At 44.3% G+C, this 16,375-nt stretch carries 15 protein-coding genes; 7 read left to right on the top strand and 8 right to left on the bottom strand.

Annotation, left to right across the window (positions count from 1 at the left end):
- Positions 1-83 precede the first annotated feature (83 nt).
- Positions 84-875 (bottom strand): rRNA large subunit pseudouridine synthase E, encoded by a 792-nt coding sequence (locus H4I94_RS06050; RefSeq protein ID WP_261182333.1) that lies wholly within the window; start codon positions 873-875, stop codon positions 84-86.
- 195 nt (positions 876-1,070) lie between these two features.
- Here H4I94_RS06050 and icd point away from each other — a divergent pair, with 195 nt between their 5' ends.
- Together icd and H4I94_RS06060 are read left to right on the top strand one after the other, a co-directional pair.
- A complete protein-coding gene (icd, locus tag H4I94_RS06055; protein ID WP_131274324.1) occupies positions 1,071-2,324 on the top strand; it encodes an NADP-dependent isocitrate dehydrogenase in 1,254 nt (417 codons plus the stop codon).
- 154 nt (positions 2,325-2,478) lie between these two features.
- Positions 2,479-3,024: a M23 family metallopeptidase gene (locus H4I94_RS06060; protein WP_261182336.1), complete on the top strand. Its 546-nt coding sequence runs from the start codon at positions 2,479-2,481 to the stop codon at positions 3,022-3,024.
- A gap of 11 nt (positions 3,025-3,035) precedes the next feature.
- On the opposite strand, the gene H4I94_RS06065 is transcribed toward H4I94_RS06060, so the two are convergent.
- The gene (locus H4I94_RS06065; RefSeq protein WP_261182339.1) at positions 3,036-4,214 is read right to left on the bottom strand and encodes an MFS transporter; all 1,179 of its coding nucleotides are present in this window, start codon (positions 4,212-4,214) and stop codon (positions 3,036-3,038) included.
- A 230-nt stretch (positions 4,215-4,444) separates the two neighbouring features.
- Here H4I94_RS06065 and H4I94_RS06070 point away from each other — a divergent pair, with 230 nt between their 5' ends.
- Positions 4,445-6,421, top strand: coding sequence for an acyltransferase family protein (locus H4I94_RS06070; RefSeq protein ID WP_131274322.1), 1,977 nt, complete (start codon positions 4,445-4,447; stop codon positions 6,419-6,421).
- A gap of 145 nt (positions 6,422-6,566) precedes the next feature.
- Here the strand turns inward: H4I94_RS06070 and H4I94_RS06075 are convergent, their stop codons facing one another.
- Positions 6,567-7,802, bottom strand: a complete 1,236-nt coding sequence (locus H4I94_RS06075; protein WP_131274321.1) for a pyridoxal phosphate-dependent aminotransferase — start codon at positions 7,800-7,802, stop codon at positions 6,567-6,569.
- Between the two features lie 152 nt (positions 7,803-7,954).
- Between H4I94_RS06075 and msrB the strand changes: the two genes are divergently transcribed.
- Together msrB and H4I94_RS06085 are read left to right on the top strand one after the other, a co-directional pair.
- Positions 7,955-8,374 carry a peptide-methionine (R)-S-oxide reductase MsrB gene (msrB, locus tag H4I94_RS06080; protein WP_092819276.1) on the top strand — a complete coding sequence of 140 codons (420 nt, stop codon included), beginning with the start codon at positions 7,955-7,957 and terminating at the stop codon, positions 8,372-8,374.
- The gene (locus H4I94_RS06085; protein WP_261182347.1) at positions 8,371-8,853 is read left to right on the top strand and encodes a glutathione peroxidase; all 483 of its coding nucleotides are present in this window, start codon (positions 8,371-8,373) and stop codon (positions 8,851-8,853) included. The genes msrB and H4I94_RS06085 overlap by 4 nt, the downstream gene beginning before the upstream one ends.
- A gap of 152 nt (positions 8,854-9,005) precedes the next feature.
- Here the strand turns inward: H4I94_RS06085 and dapC are convergent, their stop codons facing one another.
- The 5 genes from dapC to H4I94_RS06110 form a co-directional block, all read right to left on the bottom strand.
- Positions 9,006-10,175, bottom strand: coding sequence for a succinyldiaminopimelate transaminase (gene dapC / locus H4I94_RS06090; RefSeq protein ID WP_261182350.1), 1,170 nt, complete (start codon positions 10,173-10,175; stop codon positions 9,006-9,008).
- A gap of 25 nt (positions 10,176-10,200) precedes the next feature.
- A complete protein-coding gene (gene glnD / locus H4I94_RS06095; RefSeq protein ID WP_092819279.1) occupies positions 10,201-12,867 on the bottom strand; it encodes a [protein-PII] uridylyltransferase in 2,667 nt (888 codons plus the stop codon).
- 30 nt (positions 12,868-12,897) lie between these two features.
- A complete protein-coding gene (gene purT / locus H4I94_RS06100; RefSeq protein WP_261182354.1) occupies positions 12,898-14,112 on the bottom strand; it encodes a formate-dependent phosphoribosylglycinamide formyltransferase in 1,215 nt (404 codons plus the stop codon).
- Between the two features lie 159 nt (positions 14,113-14,271).
- Positions 14,272-14,619: an L-valine transporter subunit YgaH gene (gene ygaH, locus H4I94_RS06105; protein ID WP_092819281.1), complete on the bottom strand. Its 348-nt coding sequence runs from the start codon at positions 14,617-14,619 to the stop codon at positions 14,272-14,274.
- Positions 14,609-15,364: an AzlC family ABC transporter permease gene (locus H4I94_RS06110; protein WP_261182356.1), complete on the bottom strand. Its 756-nt coding sequence runs from the start codon at positions 15,362-15,364 to the stop codon at positions 14,609-14,611. The genes ygaH and H4I94_RS06110 overlap by 11 nt, the downstream gene beginning before the upstream one ends.
- 104 nt (positions 15,365-15,468) lie before the next feature.
- On the opposite strand from H4I94_RS06110, the gene H4I94_RS06115 reads away from it, so the two are divergent.
- Positions 15,469-15,948, top strand: a complete 480-nt coding sequence (locus tag H4I94_RS06115; protein ID WP_180043515.1) for a hypothetical protein — start codon at positions 15,469-15,471, stop codon at positions 15,946-15,948.
- Positions 15,949-16,173: 225 nt separating this feature from the next.
- The gene (locus tag H4I94_RS06120; RefSeq protein WP_261182357.1) at positions 16,174-16,353 is read left to right on the top strand and encodes a hypothetical protein; all 180 of its coding nucleotides are present in this window, start codon (positions 16,174-16,176) and stop codon (positions 16,351-16,353) included.
- Positions 16,354-16,375: the final 22 nt, after the last annotated feature.

Here is a 16,375-nt window from a genome sequence, read left to right on the forward strand (position 1 = left end):
CAGTCTACAGAATATAAAAAAACAATATATTTGGATTTTGTATTAAAAAAGGGTGCTTATGCACCCTTATTATATTGTGGCGATTAACCGCGACCACGACCACGACCACGCGGCGCTTTGGTGTTTGGACGCGTTGTTCCGTTGGTCTTGCGACGCGGTTTCTCGCTTTCATCCATTTGCCAGATACGTTTGGTACCTGACTTCTTCTTCACAGAACCATCTTTGTTCTTGCGAACCATAGGTTTACCGCCCGTACCACCCGGTTTTTTCACATAAGAACGTGAACGGTAAGGTTCTTCGGCAGGGACATCTTTAAAGTCAGGGTAAAGTAAAGGTTCGATTTCTTTGGTTTCACCCGGTTGCAATCCCAACTGAACCAGATCAATCGAACCAATTTTAGTACGAATCAAACGTAAAGTTGGAAAGCCTACCGCAGCAGTCATACGGCGAACCTGGCGGTTACGGCCCTCACAGATTGAAATTTCAACCCAGGAGGTAGGCACCGACGCACGGAAACGAACCGGAGGATCACGCTCCCATAACCATTCAGGCTGTTGCACTTTAATGGCTTTGGCAGGAAGGGTCATGCCATCTTTCAGTTCAACCCCTTGACGAAGCTGTTCCAGCGCTTCTTCAGTGACATCACCATCCACTTGTACCAGATAGGTTTTAAACTTCTTGTTGGCCGGGTTGGTAATAAACTGGTTTAAACCGCCGTGGTCGGTTAAAAAAACTAAACCTTCCGAGTCCATATCAAGGCGACCCGCCAAACGCAAAGTCGGATCGTCTACGAAGTCAGACATGGTCATGTGTGCTTCGTCTTTACGGAATTGGGAGAGGACGTCATAAGGTTTGTTGAGAATGACGATTTTCATAGGAAATGACTTCTTTAATTACATAAGACTAAAAAAGGTTAAGTTTTATTCAATGGGGAAATATTGTTATTTCCCGTATAAATCTTAAACACAATGGAATTCAATTAAACTATTATGCGTTAAGAAAGGACGAAAGTATTGCCCAATCGGCAATTATTTTTAGATATCGCTAGATACAAAGGGAGAACCTATACAATGGGTTATCAGAAGATCGTTGTTCCTGCGGATGGTAGCAAAATTACCGTAAACGCAGATTTGTCACTCAATGTTCCAAACAATCCTATTATTCCTTTTATTGAAGGCGACGGTATTGGTGTAGACATTACACCGGCAATGAAAGCAGTGGTTGATGCTGCGGTTCTAAAAGCTTACGCTGGCAAACGTTCGATCGAGTGGATGGAAGTCTACTGCGGCGAAAAAGCAGATAAAATCTACGGTACCTACATGCCGGAAGAAACCTTTGAAGCCCTGCGTGAATTTGTGGTTTCTATTAAAGGTCCCTTAACGACGCCGGTTGGCGGCGGTATCCGTTCCCTAAACGTCGCATTACGCCAAGAATTAGACCTGTACGTATGTGTACGTCCGGTACGCTGGTTTGAAGGTGTGCCTTCTCCGGTTCAGCATCCTGAACTGACGGATATGGTGATTTTTCGTGAAAACTCTGAAGATATCTATGCGGGTATTGAATGGAAAGCAGATTCTCCAGAAGCGAAAAAAATCATTCGATTCCTGAAAGAAGAAATGGGTGTGACTAAAATCCGTTTCGAAGATAATTGCGGGATCGGGATTAAACCGGTATCTAAAGAAGGGACTCAGCGTCTGGTTCGTAAAGCCATTCAGTTTGCCATCGATAATGACAAACCTAGCGTAACCCTGGTGCACAAAGGCAACATCATGAAGTACACCGAAGGTGCCTTCAAGGAATGGGGCTATGAAGTTGCGCTTGAGCGTTTTGGCGGTGAACTTCTGGATGGTGGACCATGGGTTAAAATCAGAAACCCTAAAAATGGCAAAGATATCATTATTAAAGATGTCATTGCAGATGCGTTCCTGCAACAAATCCTGATGCGTCCTGCCGATTACTCGGTAATTGCCACGCTGAATCTAAACGGTGACTATATTTCTGACGCGCTTGCTGCTGAAGTGGGCGGGATCGGGATTGCGCCTGGTGCCAACATTGGCGGAGCCATCCAGATGTATGAGGCGACTCACGGGACTGCACCTAAATATGCCGGTCAGGACAAAGTCAATCCAGGTTCGATTATTCTTTCTGCCGAAATGATGCTGCGTGACATGGGCTGGACTGAAGCGGCTGACCTGATCATCAAGGGTATTTCCGGTGCGATTGCTAATAAAACCGTGACTTATGATTTTGAACGTTTAATGCCAGACGCGACTTTGCTCCGTTGTTCGGAATTTGGGCAGGCGGTCATTAACAACATGGAATAAGTCATTTGACCCAATTCTGTATAAGAAAAAACCTGCGTATGTCGCAGGTTTTTTATATTTACAGAAATGATCTTTCATTCAATGGAATTAAAAAATTAAGATGAAATGGATTAGATTATTCTCATTTTTGAAATTCATGCATCAGCATCGAAACATGTCCAAAAAGATTTCCTGCCTGAGTTTAATGATGGCATTTGTGTTGCTTTCAGGCTGCCAGCCGCCAGCATCGGGTGATGCAGCAGGCATGCGTTATCCCATTTTATATATGCAATTACAAAAAACGGACTTGCCCACACGGCTTGCCATACCCGTGGAAAATATTCAACCCCGACAAATACAAGACACCTGGGGAGCTGCGCGTAGCGAAGGACGCAAGCATGAAGGTGCGGATATTTTTGCCAGGCGTGGCACGGCGGTGCGAAGCACTACTCAAGGCATTGTATTGCAGGTAGGTACGAATAATTTGGGGGGAAAAGTGGTCTGGATTGTGGGGCCGGATTTAAGCCGGCATTATTATGCCCATCTAGAGGATTATGCAGCCCGGATTCAGGCAGGCGATTGGGTAGAAGCAGGCGAAGTCATCGGTTATGTCGGCAATACCGGTAATGCTGAAAATACCCCACCACATTTGCATTATGGAATTTATATGCAAGGGCAAGGTGCCATCAATCCATATCCTTATCTGGTTCCAGATTCCTGAGCAGAAAGCGGTTATGTCTGCTCACTGATTTTGAATTTAGCCGGGCGGGTATACCAGGCCAGTTGCAATGTTCCCAATAATAAAACCACCGCAGCCAGGATAAACTGTTGATGATAAGTCACGCCGAAATGTTGCAGGGTACTAAAACTTAATCCGCCAATCAGCTGCACAGAGGCAAAACACAGCGTGGCAATACTCCAGAGCTTTTTATAGGCCAGACCATAGAGTTGTAAAATCGTATAAGAGGTCAAAAACACCACTGCCGGATTGAGCATACCGGTAAAAAAGGAAGAGGCAAAAGTCAGCAGCGGACTGGTGTTTAAGGTGGCAATAAAAATCGCCATAATATACAGACTGTAGAGAATTTTCAGGGCGAAGAAATTGCCAAATTTTCTTGCCAGTGCATAGGCAGCAAAAGCTCCCAAAGCGCTGCCCAAGCCATACAGAATCCAGTTAAAATTGATCCAGAACAGGTTTAGTCCCAGTTCATGGCTCAGGTAGTCAATCCAGAACAGTGAATGCGGAATATAGGCAAAAGCACTACAGGCATATACAACCAGCAAGCTATAAAAGATTGTGTTGAGTGGAATTTTAGATTGAGTCTGCACTGGTTGTGCAGACAGATGATGCTTAAATTGTTGCAGTAAGACACTTAAACAAATACAGATAATCAGCGCGAAACCACATAAAATCAGCCAGGCGGTTTGTATCGAAATCTGGTCCAGATAAGGCAGGAACAGGGTCGCCAATAAAACCCCCAGGCCAATTCCGCTAAAACCAATGAAATTGATTTTAAAACGGTCCTGAATATCACAGCACTGTGCCACTACACTCGGGGATAAAATCATCAGCAGGCCACCGCTGATTCCTGAAATCACCCGCCAAAAAATATACCAAGCTTGCGGAAAACCGGAAAATGCACAGCACATCAAGCTGAACATGCCGGCGATGGCGGCAATCTGAATGTATAGGGTCATGCTTTTGTTTTGAGGCAGGCGCATGGCTGCAAAAGCACCCATTAAATAGCCGAGTAAATTGGCACTGCCTAAAAGGCTGGCAAAACCTGTACTCCAGGCAAAAGCTTCACGTGTGCTGGGTAACAAGGCGGTATAGGAGAAACGTAAAATACCAATCCCCAAGCACATACTGAGGCATAACAACAGACTAAGCTTGATATTGGTTGAGGACATCCATGTACTCACAGTATTTATTATTCATTCATCCTATAAATAGCATGAGTGCCGAAGAATAAACAGGATTAGAACCAATAAACACTATAAAAACATGTATGCACGCGTTATTAAGTAATGTTTAAAACTGTTTTTATAGCATTGTGTGACATATAACCCTTTATTTTGAAAATTGAATTTTTTCAATAAAGGTCTACAATCCCGCTACGTTATCGTACTTTTTTGAAATTATGAATTTCTCCTATCGCGCTGATATTGATGGCTTAAGGGCCATTGCCGTTTTATTGGTGATTTTTAACCATGTCGGATTATCTTTCTTTTCAGGAGGATATATTGGTGTGGATGTCTTTTTTGTCATTTCAGGTTATTTAATCACCATTATTTTAACGCATGATATTCAGTCCAAACGGTTTTCCATCGCGCGATTTTACAAGAAACGTGTGGTACGTTTAGCTCCGGCCTATTTTACCGTACTCAGTGTTGTGAGTATTATTGCCTGGCAGGTCATGCTTCCTGGTGAATTGACCGAATATTTTGACAGTGTCATGTATGCAACCTTGCTCATGGCAAATATCTATATGCGCAATGAAGTGGGTGATTATTTTAGCCAGGATGCTGAAGGAATCCCTTTATTGCACTTATGGTCGCTAGGGGTTGAAGAGCAGTTCTATATTTTCTGGCCTTTACTGTTATTGCTATTTGCAGGAAAGGTATCGCGTAAATATATGTGGGCTGTAGTCACTGCATTCATTGTGGCCTTATTGCTGTATGCCCAGCACAAGTTGACTCAGAATGCAGCGAAGGCCTATTACAGTATGCCGGTTCGTGCCTTCGAGCTGCTGATTGGTGCATTGATTGGCTTTCTGCCCCAGCTCAAACTGCCAAAAAAATTGCTGCAAAGCCTGATTTGGGGCGGTTTGGTCGTATTGTTTGCCACAGCTGTGTATTTTGATAAACAGACGCCTTTTCCTGGCGCAATGGCGCTGATCCCGTGTTTGGCGACAGCGCTGATTATTTATCTAGGCCAGTCTTCACCCTCAAGCAATATATTGTTAAGCAATCGTTTCAGTACCTGGGTGGGAAGAATTTCTTATCCTTTATATTTATGGCACTGGCCGATTATCGTGTTATTCGGCATCTATATGCGGCCATTGAATGTCGAAAATCAGGTGGTGATTGTATTATTGTCCATCCTGTTGGCATTTTTAACCTATCAACTTATTGAAAAACCCAGTAAACGTTTTGTGATGGCAGCGAATTACAAAGTGATTGTTATCGGCTTTCTGATGCCAGCCCTGAGTTTTATCGCCATTGCCAAGACCGTCAATCTCAATGAGGGTTTTCCAGACCGGTTTCCGCAATCTGTTTATAGCAAGCAGGAAGCCATGCTTTCTTATGCGCATGTGATCCGAAATAAATGCATGGATATTGAGGATCCGAAAGCTTTACCCGATCAGGAGGACTGTGTCTTGGGCAAGCCGAAAGCCGATATCGACTTTTTATTGATTGGCGATTCGCATGCTAACGGTTATAGCGCGATGCTGGATGTATGGGCCAAAGATGCGAATTTGCGCGGTTATGACATCACGCAAAGTTCAACTTTTTACTTGCCCGGGGTGCAGCGTTCGGAAGCGAATTTTAACCGCTGGACAAAACTCGACAAGTTTGCATTCAGAAATGAGGCGATTACGGCCCATCTTGCGAAAACCCATTATCCCACCATTATTTTGGCCGGTTCCTATGTGCCGTATTTCGGTGATGAGGTGAAACTGGAAGATGGTAAACATCACTCCAATGCAGAAATATTTAAAACCGGTTTCATGAAAGCCCTGGAGATTGCCTATCAGTCCAGTGATCAGGTCATTCTGCTGAATGATGTACCTCGGTTAGATAGAGATGGGGTGCCGGCAGACTGTAATCTTCGCAATGAAATTTTAAATACCCAGGCGCCATGTACTGTTTCCCGAAAGAATTATGAGGCACAGCTACTACAATTTAATCGCATTGTTGCAGAAGCCAAACAGAAATACCCTGACCTGAAAATCATTGACCCGACCAGGGTCATCTGTAATCAGCAGGCGTGTAAAATTATGATTAATGATGTGCCTTTATATCGGAATAAAGACAGCAATCATATTAATGATCAGGGGTCGCGGCAATTGGGCATTGAATATCTAAAACAGTTTGGCAATCCGCTGAAAGACTAACAAGCGCTCACATCAGACATAAAAAAACCGCGTGATCAAACGCGGTTTTTTTTATTTATCTTAGAACTTAGAACTTAGAACTTAGAACTTAGAACTTAGAACTTAGAACTTAGAACTTAGAACTTAGAACTTAGAACTTAGAACATTAGCGCATTTTTGACAGGAAACGACCTAAACGGGTAATCGCTTCACGCAGTTCATTTTCGGCAGGCAAGAACACCACACGGAAATGATCAGGAGTCGGCCAGTTGAAACCCGTTCCTTGAACCAGTAAGACTTTTTCCGCACGCAATAAGTCGAGCATGAATTTTTCATCATCCTGAATTGGGTAAATTTCTGGATCCAGTTTAGGGAAACAGTACATGGCACCTTCCGGTTTTACGCAAGAGACCCCCGGAATGTCATTTAACATTTCCCAGGCAATATTGCGTTGCTCATATAAACGGCCACCCGGACGGATCAGGTCATTGATGGACTGATAACCGCCTAAAGCGGTTTGAATCGCATATTGTGCCTGGTGGTTGGCGCATAGGCGCATTGAGGCCAACATGTCCAGGCCTTCAATATAGTCTAGAGCACGTGATTTATCACCGGTAATGGCCATCCAGCCTGAACGGTAACCTGCAATACGGTACGCTTTAGACAAGCCATTAAATGAAATACAAAGCTGGTCACCGGCAAGCGCAGCAACAGCAACATGCTCGATGCCATCATAAATAATTTTGTCGTAAATTTCGTCAGCAAACAAAATCAGGTCATATTTCTTCGCAAGGTCAACGATTTGTTGCAATACATGACGTGGGTAGACCGCACCGGTCGGGTTGTTTGGATTGATAATCACAATACCGCGGGTATTTGGCGTGATTTTACTTTCCATATCCGCAATGTCTGGATACCAGAAGTTTTCCTCATCACATTTATAGTGAATTGCGGTACCGCCAGACAGGTTTACGGCAGCTGTCCATAATGGATAGTCAGGCATTGGCACCAGCATTTCATCGCCGTCGTCCAGCAAGCCTTGCATGGCCATCACGATCAGTTCAGACACGCCATTACCGATATACACGTCATTGACATGCATGTTCAGAATGCCTTTTTGCTGGTAATACTGGCAAATGGCTTTACGCGCAGGGAAAATCCCTTTTGAATCGGTATAACCTACAGCATTCGGCAGGTTTAAAGCCACATCATTAATAATTTCTTGCGGCGCTTCGAAACCGAACGGGGCGGGATTACCGATATTCAGCTTGATAATCTTATGCCCGGCCTCTTCCATTTCGTTGGCCGCTCGTAACACAGGTCCGCGAATGTCGTAGCATACATGCTCGAGCTTAGACGATTTTTTAATTTCGCGTGGCGTAGTGTTACCTAAAACGGACATATTTCCATCCAACTATGTAAGTGTGTAAAAAAAATAGATTACTGAAATATCACAATCTATATTGAAATTTAGCTAGATATTTTTTTTGCTCTAGCGTAAATATGAAGTACTGAAGCATGACATTGAATGTCAAAGATTTAAAGGAGTTAGTGATGGGAAAACTCAATAAAACAGACCGAGAATGGCAAAGAGAGTTATCACCAGACGAATTTCGCATTACGCGACAAAAGGGGACGGAGCCAGCATTTACCGGTAAGTACTGGAATACAAAGCAAGCAGGGACTTATCTTTGCCGTTGCTGTGGGACAGAATTATTCTCTTCTGAAACTAAATATGACAGTGGCAGTGGCTGGCCAAGTTTTTATCGTCCTGTAAATAACTCGGTTATTGAAGAGCATCAGGACTCTTCGCATGGGATGGTCAGAACCGAAATTGTTTGCCATCATTGTGGCGCACATTTAGGCCATGTTTTTGAAGATGGTCCACAACCTACAGGATTGCGCTATTGCGTCAATTCAGCTTCTTTAGAATTAAAAACACAAGAAAAAAATGATGAGGAAACCTATCCATGACCAACATTTATCAGTTTGAGGCTGAGTTGTTAGATGGAAAAAATAAATCATTTGCCGATTATCAAGGTAAGGTTTTATTAATTGTAAATACCGCAAGTAAATGCGGTTTTACGCCCCAGTTTGCAGGTCTTGAAAAATTGTATGAAAAATACAAAGATCAGGGATTTGAAGTATTGGGATTTCCCTGTAACCAGTTTGGCGGTCAAGATGCGGGTTCCAATGAACAGATTGGTGCATTTTGCCAAAAAAATTATGGGGTGAATTTCCCGATGTTTGCCAAAGTGGATGTCAAGGGACCTGAAGCCCACATTTTATTCCGCTATTTGACTAATAACAGCAAGGGAATTTTAGGCAATGGCATTAAATGGAATTTTACCAAGTTCCTGATTGGCAAAGATGGCAAAGTATTGAATCGTTTTGCACCGACCACCAAACCTGAAGATCTGGAAAATGAAATTGAAGCAGCTTTAGCGCAGTAAGCTTAAGCTGGAATAATAGAAAATAAATAAAATAGGGCGATTCATGAATCGCCCTCTCTCATTTTATAGGCTGCGTTTAAATGCATGTGCAAAAAATTATCCACTGTTGCAGCGCAGTGGATAATGGTTGATCTTATTGCTTATTCAGGCCATTAAAGAATGGCTTTCAAACGCTGAATGGCTTGTTCACATTGTGCGATATCGGCGACCAATGCCATACGGACATGATTTTCACCCGGGTTGCCTTGCTCGGTATCACGTGAAAGATAACGGCCTGGCAGGACTTTAATATGCGCTTTTTCCATCAGCATTTTGGCAAAAGTTTCGTCATTGTCGACTTTCAGCCAGTAATAAAAACCCGCATCCGGTTTTTTCAGTGGTAGTAAATGTCCCAGTTCATTTTGAAACAATTCAAATTTGGCACGGTACAGCTTACGGTTTTCTTCCACATGCGCTTCATCATCCCACGCTGCAATAGAAGCCAGTTGATGCTGAACCGGCATGGCAGCACCGTGATAGGTACGGTATTGCAAATAAGGTTTCAGCAAAGAGGCATCACCAGCAACAAAACCTGAACGCATGCCTGGCAGGTTTGAACGCTTGGACAGGGAATGGAACACCACACAGTTTTTGTAATCGTCACGACCCAGTTCAGCGCAGACTTCCAGTAAACCGACAGGGGCTTCATCAAACCAGAGTTCTGAATAGCACTCATCTGAGGCAATCACAAAATTGTACTGGTCTGAAAGGGCAATCAGTTTTTTAAATTGTTCTTTGGACAATACTGCACCCGTCGGATTACCTGGGGTGCAGACAAATAATAATGCCGTTTTTTCCCACACTTCTGCGGGAACTGCATCAAAATCACCCAGATAATTGTTTTCTTCTGTGCAATTAATGAAGTAAGGTTTGGCACCGGCAAGCAAAGTTGCCCCTTCATAAATTTGATAGAAAGGATTCGGCATCACCACATAAGGCGCATCTTCGCGGTTGACCAAAGCCTGAACAAAAGAAAAGATCGCTTCACGTGTTCCCGATACAGGCAAAACATGGTTTTCAGCGCTAATGCTGTTCAGCTTGAAGCGACGGGTGAGCCAGTTGGCAATGCTTTGACGTAATTCAGGCAAGCCTTTGCTGTTTGGGTAAGTCGATAAATGCTGGAAGTTGTCAATAATGGCCTGCTTCACAAACTCCGGTGCCGGATGCTTTGGTTCACCAATCGATAATGGAATGAGTGGTAAATCTGCAGGTTGAATACCCTGAAAAAGCTTATTTAACTTTTCAAAAGGATAAGGATGCAATAATGACAAACTTGAGTTCATGAAATCGATACCGCGTAAATTTAAGTTAATGGTGACCAGAGACTAGACTTGAGGCTTCATCCAGAGCTGACTTCAATTGGGCAGCAAAAGTTTCAGCTTCTGAATCAGTCATTGGCTTGCCATCTTTTTTGGTGACAAAGAAAATATCTTCTGCACGCTCACCCAGGGTGGCAATTTTAGCAGAATGAATATCTAAACCCTGCATCATAAATAAACCACCTACTTTAGCAAGTAAACCCGGATGGTCGAGCGTTGCAATTTCCACCATGTTTTGCTGAAGTGCTGCATTCAGGGTGATATCCACGGTATTTTCAATATCGAAATGACGTAACTGGCGTGGAATACGGCGTTGCATTAGGCCCGGGTATTTATCTGACTCGCTCAACGCCTTGACCAGTGCCTCAATGACCGTTTGTTCACGTTCAGGGTCAGTCAGCAAAGTCCCAAAACGGTCCAGCACCACATAGGTGTCCAGGCTAAAGGCAGTCGAGGCGGTGATAATCCGTGCATCCTGAACGTCCAGGTTCATCCGGTCCAGAATGGCGACAGTGGTGGCGAATAAATTCGGTTGATCCTGAGTGTAAATAAAGATCTGCACGGCATCTTGTGCCGACTGGCGATGGGCACGCATCAAGACCAGAGGCTCTGGATTATGGCCGTGTTGCAAGATGGCACGGGTATGCCAGGCAATTTCATCGGCTGATTCCTTAATAAAGTATTCATCGCCGAGTTCTTGCCAGACTTTTTCGACATCCGCCAGGGAGAAGTCATTGACCAGCAATTCACTGGCAGCGAATTTGGTGTCTTCAATCAGCATCTGATAATCCACCGGATGTCCCAGACCGGTACGAATCACATCACGTGCGTGGGTATAAAGCTGACGCATCAGGGAGGCACGCCAGGTATTCCACAGTTTTGGATTGGTCGCGTTAATATCGGCAACGGTTAAGGTATACAGATAGTCCAGGTGTTCCATATCACCGAGTTTTTCAGCGAAATCTTGCACCACGTCCGGGTCGGAAATATCTTTTTTCTGTGCGGTCATCGACATCAGCAAGTGGTTTTGAATCAGCCAGGCCACAAGGTTACATTCACGTTCGGTAAAGCCGTGGGTACGACAGAAGGTAATCGCATCTTCTGCACCCAGTTCGCTATGGTCACCGCCACGACCTTTGGCAATGTCATGGAACAAGGCCGCCAGATAGACAATGTCGCGACGGCGAAGACGCTGGAACACCGAACTGACCACCGGAAAATCTTTGGCAAATTCAGGTTCTTTAAAGCGGTTTAAATTGCGCAGCAATAATAAAGTATGCGCATCTACGGTATAGATATGGAACAGGTCATATTGCATCAGCCCCATAATTTGCCCGAATGCCGGAATATAGTTTCCGAGCACGCCATAACGTTTCATCGCCACCAGTGTGTCATACAGGCGATGCGGCGAACGCATGATTGCCATAAACAGGGCCTGATGTTCGGGATTATCGCGATAGGCTTGATTGATGCGTTTGGCTGCCAGGGTGAGCAGACGCAAAGTACGGGCACGGATACCTTCAATTTCAGGACGGTTCGCCAATAAATAGAACAGTTCTAAAATTGCACTTGGACGTTCCGAGAAAATTTTATGATGCTGTACCGCCAGTTTGCCATCGACCAGTTTGAAATTTTCGTTAATTTCTTCAATTTTGCGCTCGTAGTTGGGCAACCGTGGGGTAATCACAGATTCATTAAAGTAGGCCAGCAGCATTTCATTTAAGGTAGAGACCTGCTGTGCGCTACGGTAATAGCGCTTCATAAACTGTTCAATCGGATAATTCGGCGATTTATCTTCTTCACGGGTATAGCCAAACAAGGCTGCAATATCACGCTGATAATCGAACAATAAGCGGTTTTCATCGCGTTTGGTCAGACGGTGCAGATGATGACGGATTTCCCATAAAAAGCTTTCGGCTTCTTCTAGAACACCCAGTTCAAACTCTGAAATAAAGCCTAAATGCACCAGGTCATAAATCCGGTTGACCCGGAAGTGACGTTTGGCAATCCAGCCAATCTGGTTGATGTCGCGGATGCCTCCCGGCGCATTTTTAATATCTGGTTCCAGGTTGCTTTCGGTATTGTTGTGCTGCGCATAGCGTTTTGCCTGCTCATCCATTTTGGCATCAAAAAAGGTTTTATCGGTCCAGGTTTGCGAAACAATACGGCGTGGCCATTTGGCCAGATGCCGGTTGCCACTAATTAAGCGCGATTCAATCAGCGCAGTTGCGACGGTTAAATCATTGGTGGCCTGTTCAACACATTGCAAAATGGTCCGTACGCTAATACCGGGTTTGAAATTGCCGACATCCCAAAGCGAGGAGATAAAAGTGGAAATCAGTTTTTCCTGCTCGGCAGTAATGTCCTGTTCCGATAAAATCATGATATCGACATCGGAATAAGGCAGCATTTCCCGGCGGCCATAACCACCTACCGCAAACAAGCCCAGATCGGTCTGGTCAAGTTCAGCATGTTTCCAGAGAAACTCCAGGGCTTCATCAATCAAATGGGAGCGGGCCAGGATAATTTCCCGGATAGACTGTCCATTTTCAAAACTTTCCTGAAGCTGATTTTCAACATCGGTGCGCCATTGATTGATTGCCTGGATGTCATGGTTACTTTTAACGTAATTCAGCAGAGGAGAGGTATTGATCATGAACAGTGGTCCGTTAATAAGGTGGCAGGTTTAGTTTTGTTGAACACTGACTTGAGACGCCGTCTCTAGGGCAAGTTGACGCGCCTGATCTGTTGTTTCAGCACGTGCAGTTGCAACCCCCATACGACGGCGTTTAAAACCCTCGGGTTTACCAAAAAGGCGTAAATCGGTGTCTGGATTGGCTAAAGCAAGATTTAAGCCAGAAAAAGACAGATTGGCGTCATCAACGCCTGCATAAATGACAGCACTGGCTGCAACACTATGACGAGATGTATTTACCGGCAGGCCTAAAATGGCACGTGCATGTAATTCAAATTCGCTCTGGAATTGCGATGCAAGGGTGACCAGCCCTGTGTCATGCGGACGTGGAGAGACTTCACTAAACCATACTTTATCGCCTTTGACAAATAGTTCCACGCCGAAAATACCGCAGCCTCCTAAAGCTGTTGTGACTTTATGCGCAATGCGTTTGGCTTCTTCCAAAGCCGCCGCTGTCATGGCCTGAGGCTGCCAGCTTTCGACATAATCGCCAGAGTCCTGACGGTGTCCGATCGGGTCGCAGTATTGCGTTTCAATTTCACATGTTTCCGCATTTTTGGCACGTACCGTGAGCAGGGTAATTTCAAAGTCGAAGTCGATTTGCGATTCGACAATCACTTTACCCTGATTGACCCGGCCACCGGTTTGCGCATATTCCCAGGCCGCATCCACTTCATCAAAGTTCTTGACGCGTGATTGTCCCTTACCGGAAGAAGACATCACCGGTTTGACAAAGTTGGGATAGCCAATGTCATCACAGGCTGCACGGAATGATTCTAGCGAGTCGGCAAAACGGTAAGCTGAGGTCGGCAAGCCCAGTTCTTCGGCAGCCAGACGGCGAATGCCTTCACGGTTCATGGTCAGGTTGACGGCTTTGGCAGAAGGAATGACGGTGGCAATATTCTGTTGTTCGATTTCGACCAGAACCTGAGTTGCGATGGCTTCAATTTCAGGCACAATTAAATCAGGTTTAACCTGCTGGATCAGTTGTTTGAGTTCTTCGGCATCTGCCATATTCAAGGTATATGCATAATGGGCAACTTGCATCGCAGGAGCATGATCATAACGGTCAGCAGCATGAACTTCTACACCTAAACGTTGTAGAGAAATCACCACTTCTTTACCTAATTCTCCTGAGCCTAAGAGCAAAACTTTAAAGGCAGAAGCTTGAAGGGGAGTACCAATAGTCACGCTCATGTAAATCATCCATGCTTGATTTTATGGACTTTTAGCATAGCAGAACTGATTGCCGAATTAAGCCCGGATTCACATAAAATAATGATATTGTCCAACAATTTTATTTATAAAGTGCTTTAAAAATTTTCCTAAATCCCTCTTTATAAAAGAGGGACTTGTATACAGGGTTTAAAATGAAACCGGCAGATAAGTATAAATCACGCCATAGGCCAGCGCAGCGGTTAAAGTCGCCGGAACAATCTTCTTGAATTTAAAATATAGCCCGGCTAAGGTTAAAAAACCGACCAGCATGGCAAAGCTTTTATTCGGGTTTTCCATGAGTGGCGGAAGTGTCGCCACCACCAGCATGGAACTGATAGCGGCAATGCCAATACTGCCTAAAGCAATTCTGATCCAGACCGAGCCACGCTTTTGAGCGTTTTGCCGACTTTTCTGAATGACATAAAAAGGACCAAAACGCGAAGCAAAATTGGCAATCCCGACAATAATCCCGACCAGAATAATTTCAAGATTCATGGGCTTCTCCCAGTACATCATCATGCTGTTTTAAAACATAATGTTTAAATAAACCTGCCAGAATACCGGATAAGATGCCAATAAAAATGGCTGCTGACAAATTAATGAAATAGCAAGCAATCGCGGAAACAATTAAACAGACCGTGACAATAAAGGTATGTTTCTTTTCAAAGGCAGCGAGCAGGAAGCTAAGGAACAAGGCCGGTAGCAAGAAATCCAGCGCGGCTTGTAAAAACTGCGGTAAGGTACTGACCTGGTCGGCGAACAATCCACCCAGGAAAGAACCTAAAGCCCAGGACATCCAGCTAAACAGGCTCAAGCCCAGCATCCAGGACTCGGACCATTCCTGACGGCGTTGCGAGAGTTTAATCATTCCCGAGGCAAATACTTCATCGGTCAGGCCCCAAGCCCAGACGGCAGTTTTCTTTAAATTCAGCTTGTCCTGAATCAGGTTTTGTAGGGCCGGGCCGTAAAGCACATGTCGAATATCTAAAGCAATCACGGTGAGGGCAGTCATCCAGATGGATGTACCACTACCCAGTAAAGCCACGACCAGAAACTGGCTGGCACCGGCATACATGGAGCAGGATAGAAACAGTGCTTCCCAAGAGCTAAAACCGAACTGGCTGGCCGAAACACCAAAAGCAAATGAAACAGGAAGATAAGTAAAAATAATGGCTTGGCTGTCTTTAGCACCTTGCCAAAAGCCGGCAGCTTGAACTGGAGGGATTTTGTGCTCAGACACGACACACCTTTGCGGGAGAGTTGAACAACAGGTCAAATGATGATTGAGTATTGTACTCGAATTCACTAGCATAGTGCCGAATTGTTTATCTAAGCGAGCCTGATATGAGGATGTTGAAGACGCGTGGAATGCTGATTGTTTCTTTATTATGCAGTAGTGTTTTGCTACAGGCTTGTGGAAATGACAGCAAGAATACTGAAAAACCTGAAATTAAGCCGGCACCCAAGCTGACCAATGATGCCACCACTTATGCCAACGAAGCCTGGAAATTCATTAATCAGGTGGATGGTTTGGTCTATGCCAAAAAACTGGATGTATTGGAAGAACAGGTCCGTAAACCTGCACGCAAGCTCAGCACGGATTGGCGCATTAATGTCAAAATGACTGATTCCGTGACTGAAGGTAAATATGCACTCTGTCGTAAAGCCTTGACCAGTCTGGAAATCTGGGCGCGTGAGACGATGGATCAATCCAGCTCAGTGGCCCAGAAGCAGGCCGATTACGAACGTGATAAACAGCAATGTAAAGATGCGATTGAGCATCCACAGCTGGGCAATACCGATCCGAAAAAGGTTGGGGTTTAAAGAAAATAAAAACGGGGCAAAGGCCTCGTTTTTTATGCCTTAAATGTCATGGTGTTTTCTTTTGGTTATAGTTTTAAAGAATGAGTAAGAGAATAAAACGATAATCTGATAAATATATAGAATTATCTTAAAATGATAAAATATGTATAATAATGTGTGTTTTTATGATGAAAAATTCAATTTAATTCAAAATTTATTTAACTTTAATAACGGTTAGGAGTGATAATGATGTTGAGTAAAGTGTTTTTATCAATAAGTGTGGTGGTTGTTCTAAGCGCTTTGAGTAGTGTTTCCACAGCTGCAGAGCCGTTACAGGCCATTCAGTCGTCATCGGACAATGAATATGAAGTTGCGCCATGCACCAATGGTTTTGATGATGTCAATGTGTGTCAATTACGTTCATAAGTACAATGTGTAAAATAGATGC

The sequence above is a fragment of the Acinetobacter sp. T_3_1 genome, assembly GCF_025377055.1.
Classification (GTDB): Bacteria; Pseudomonadota; Gammaproteobacteria; order Pseudomonadales; family Moraxellaceae; genus Acinetobacter; species Acinetobacter kookii.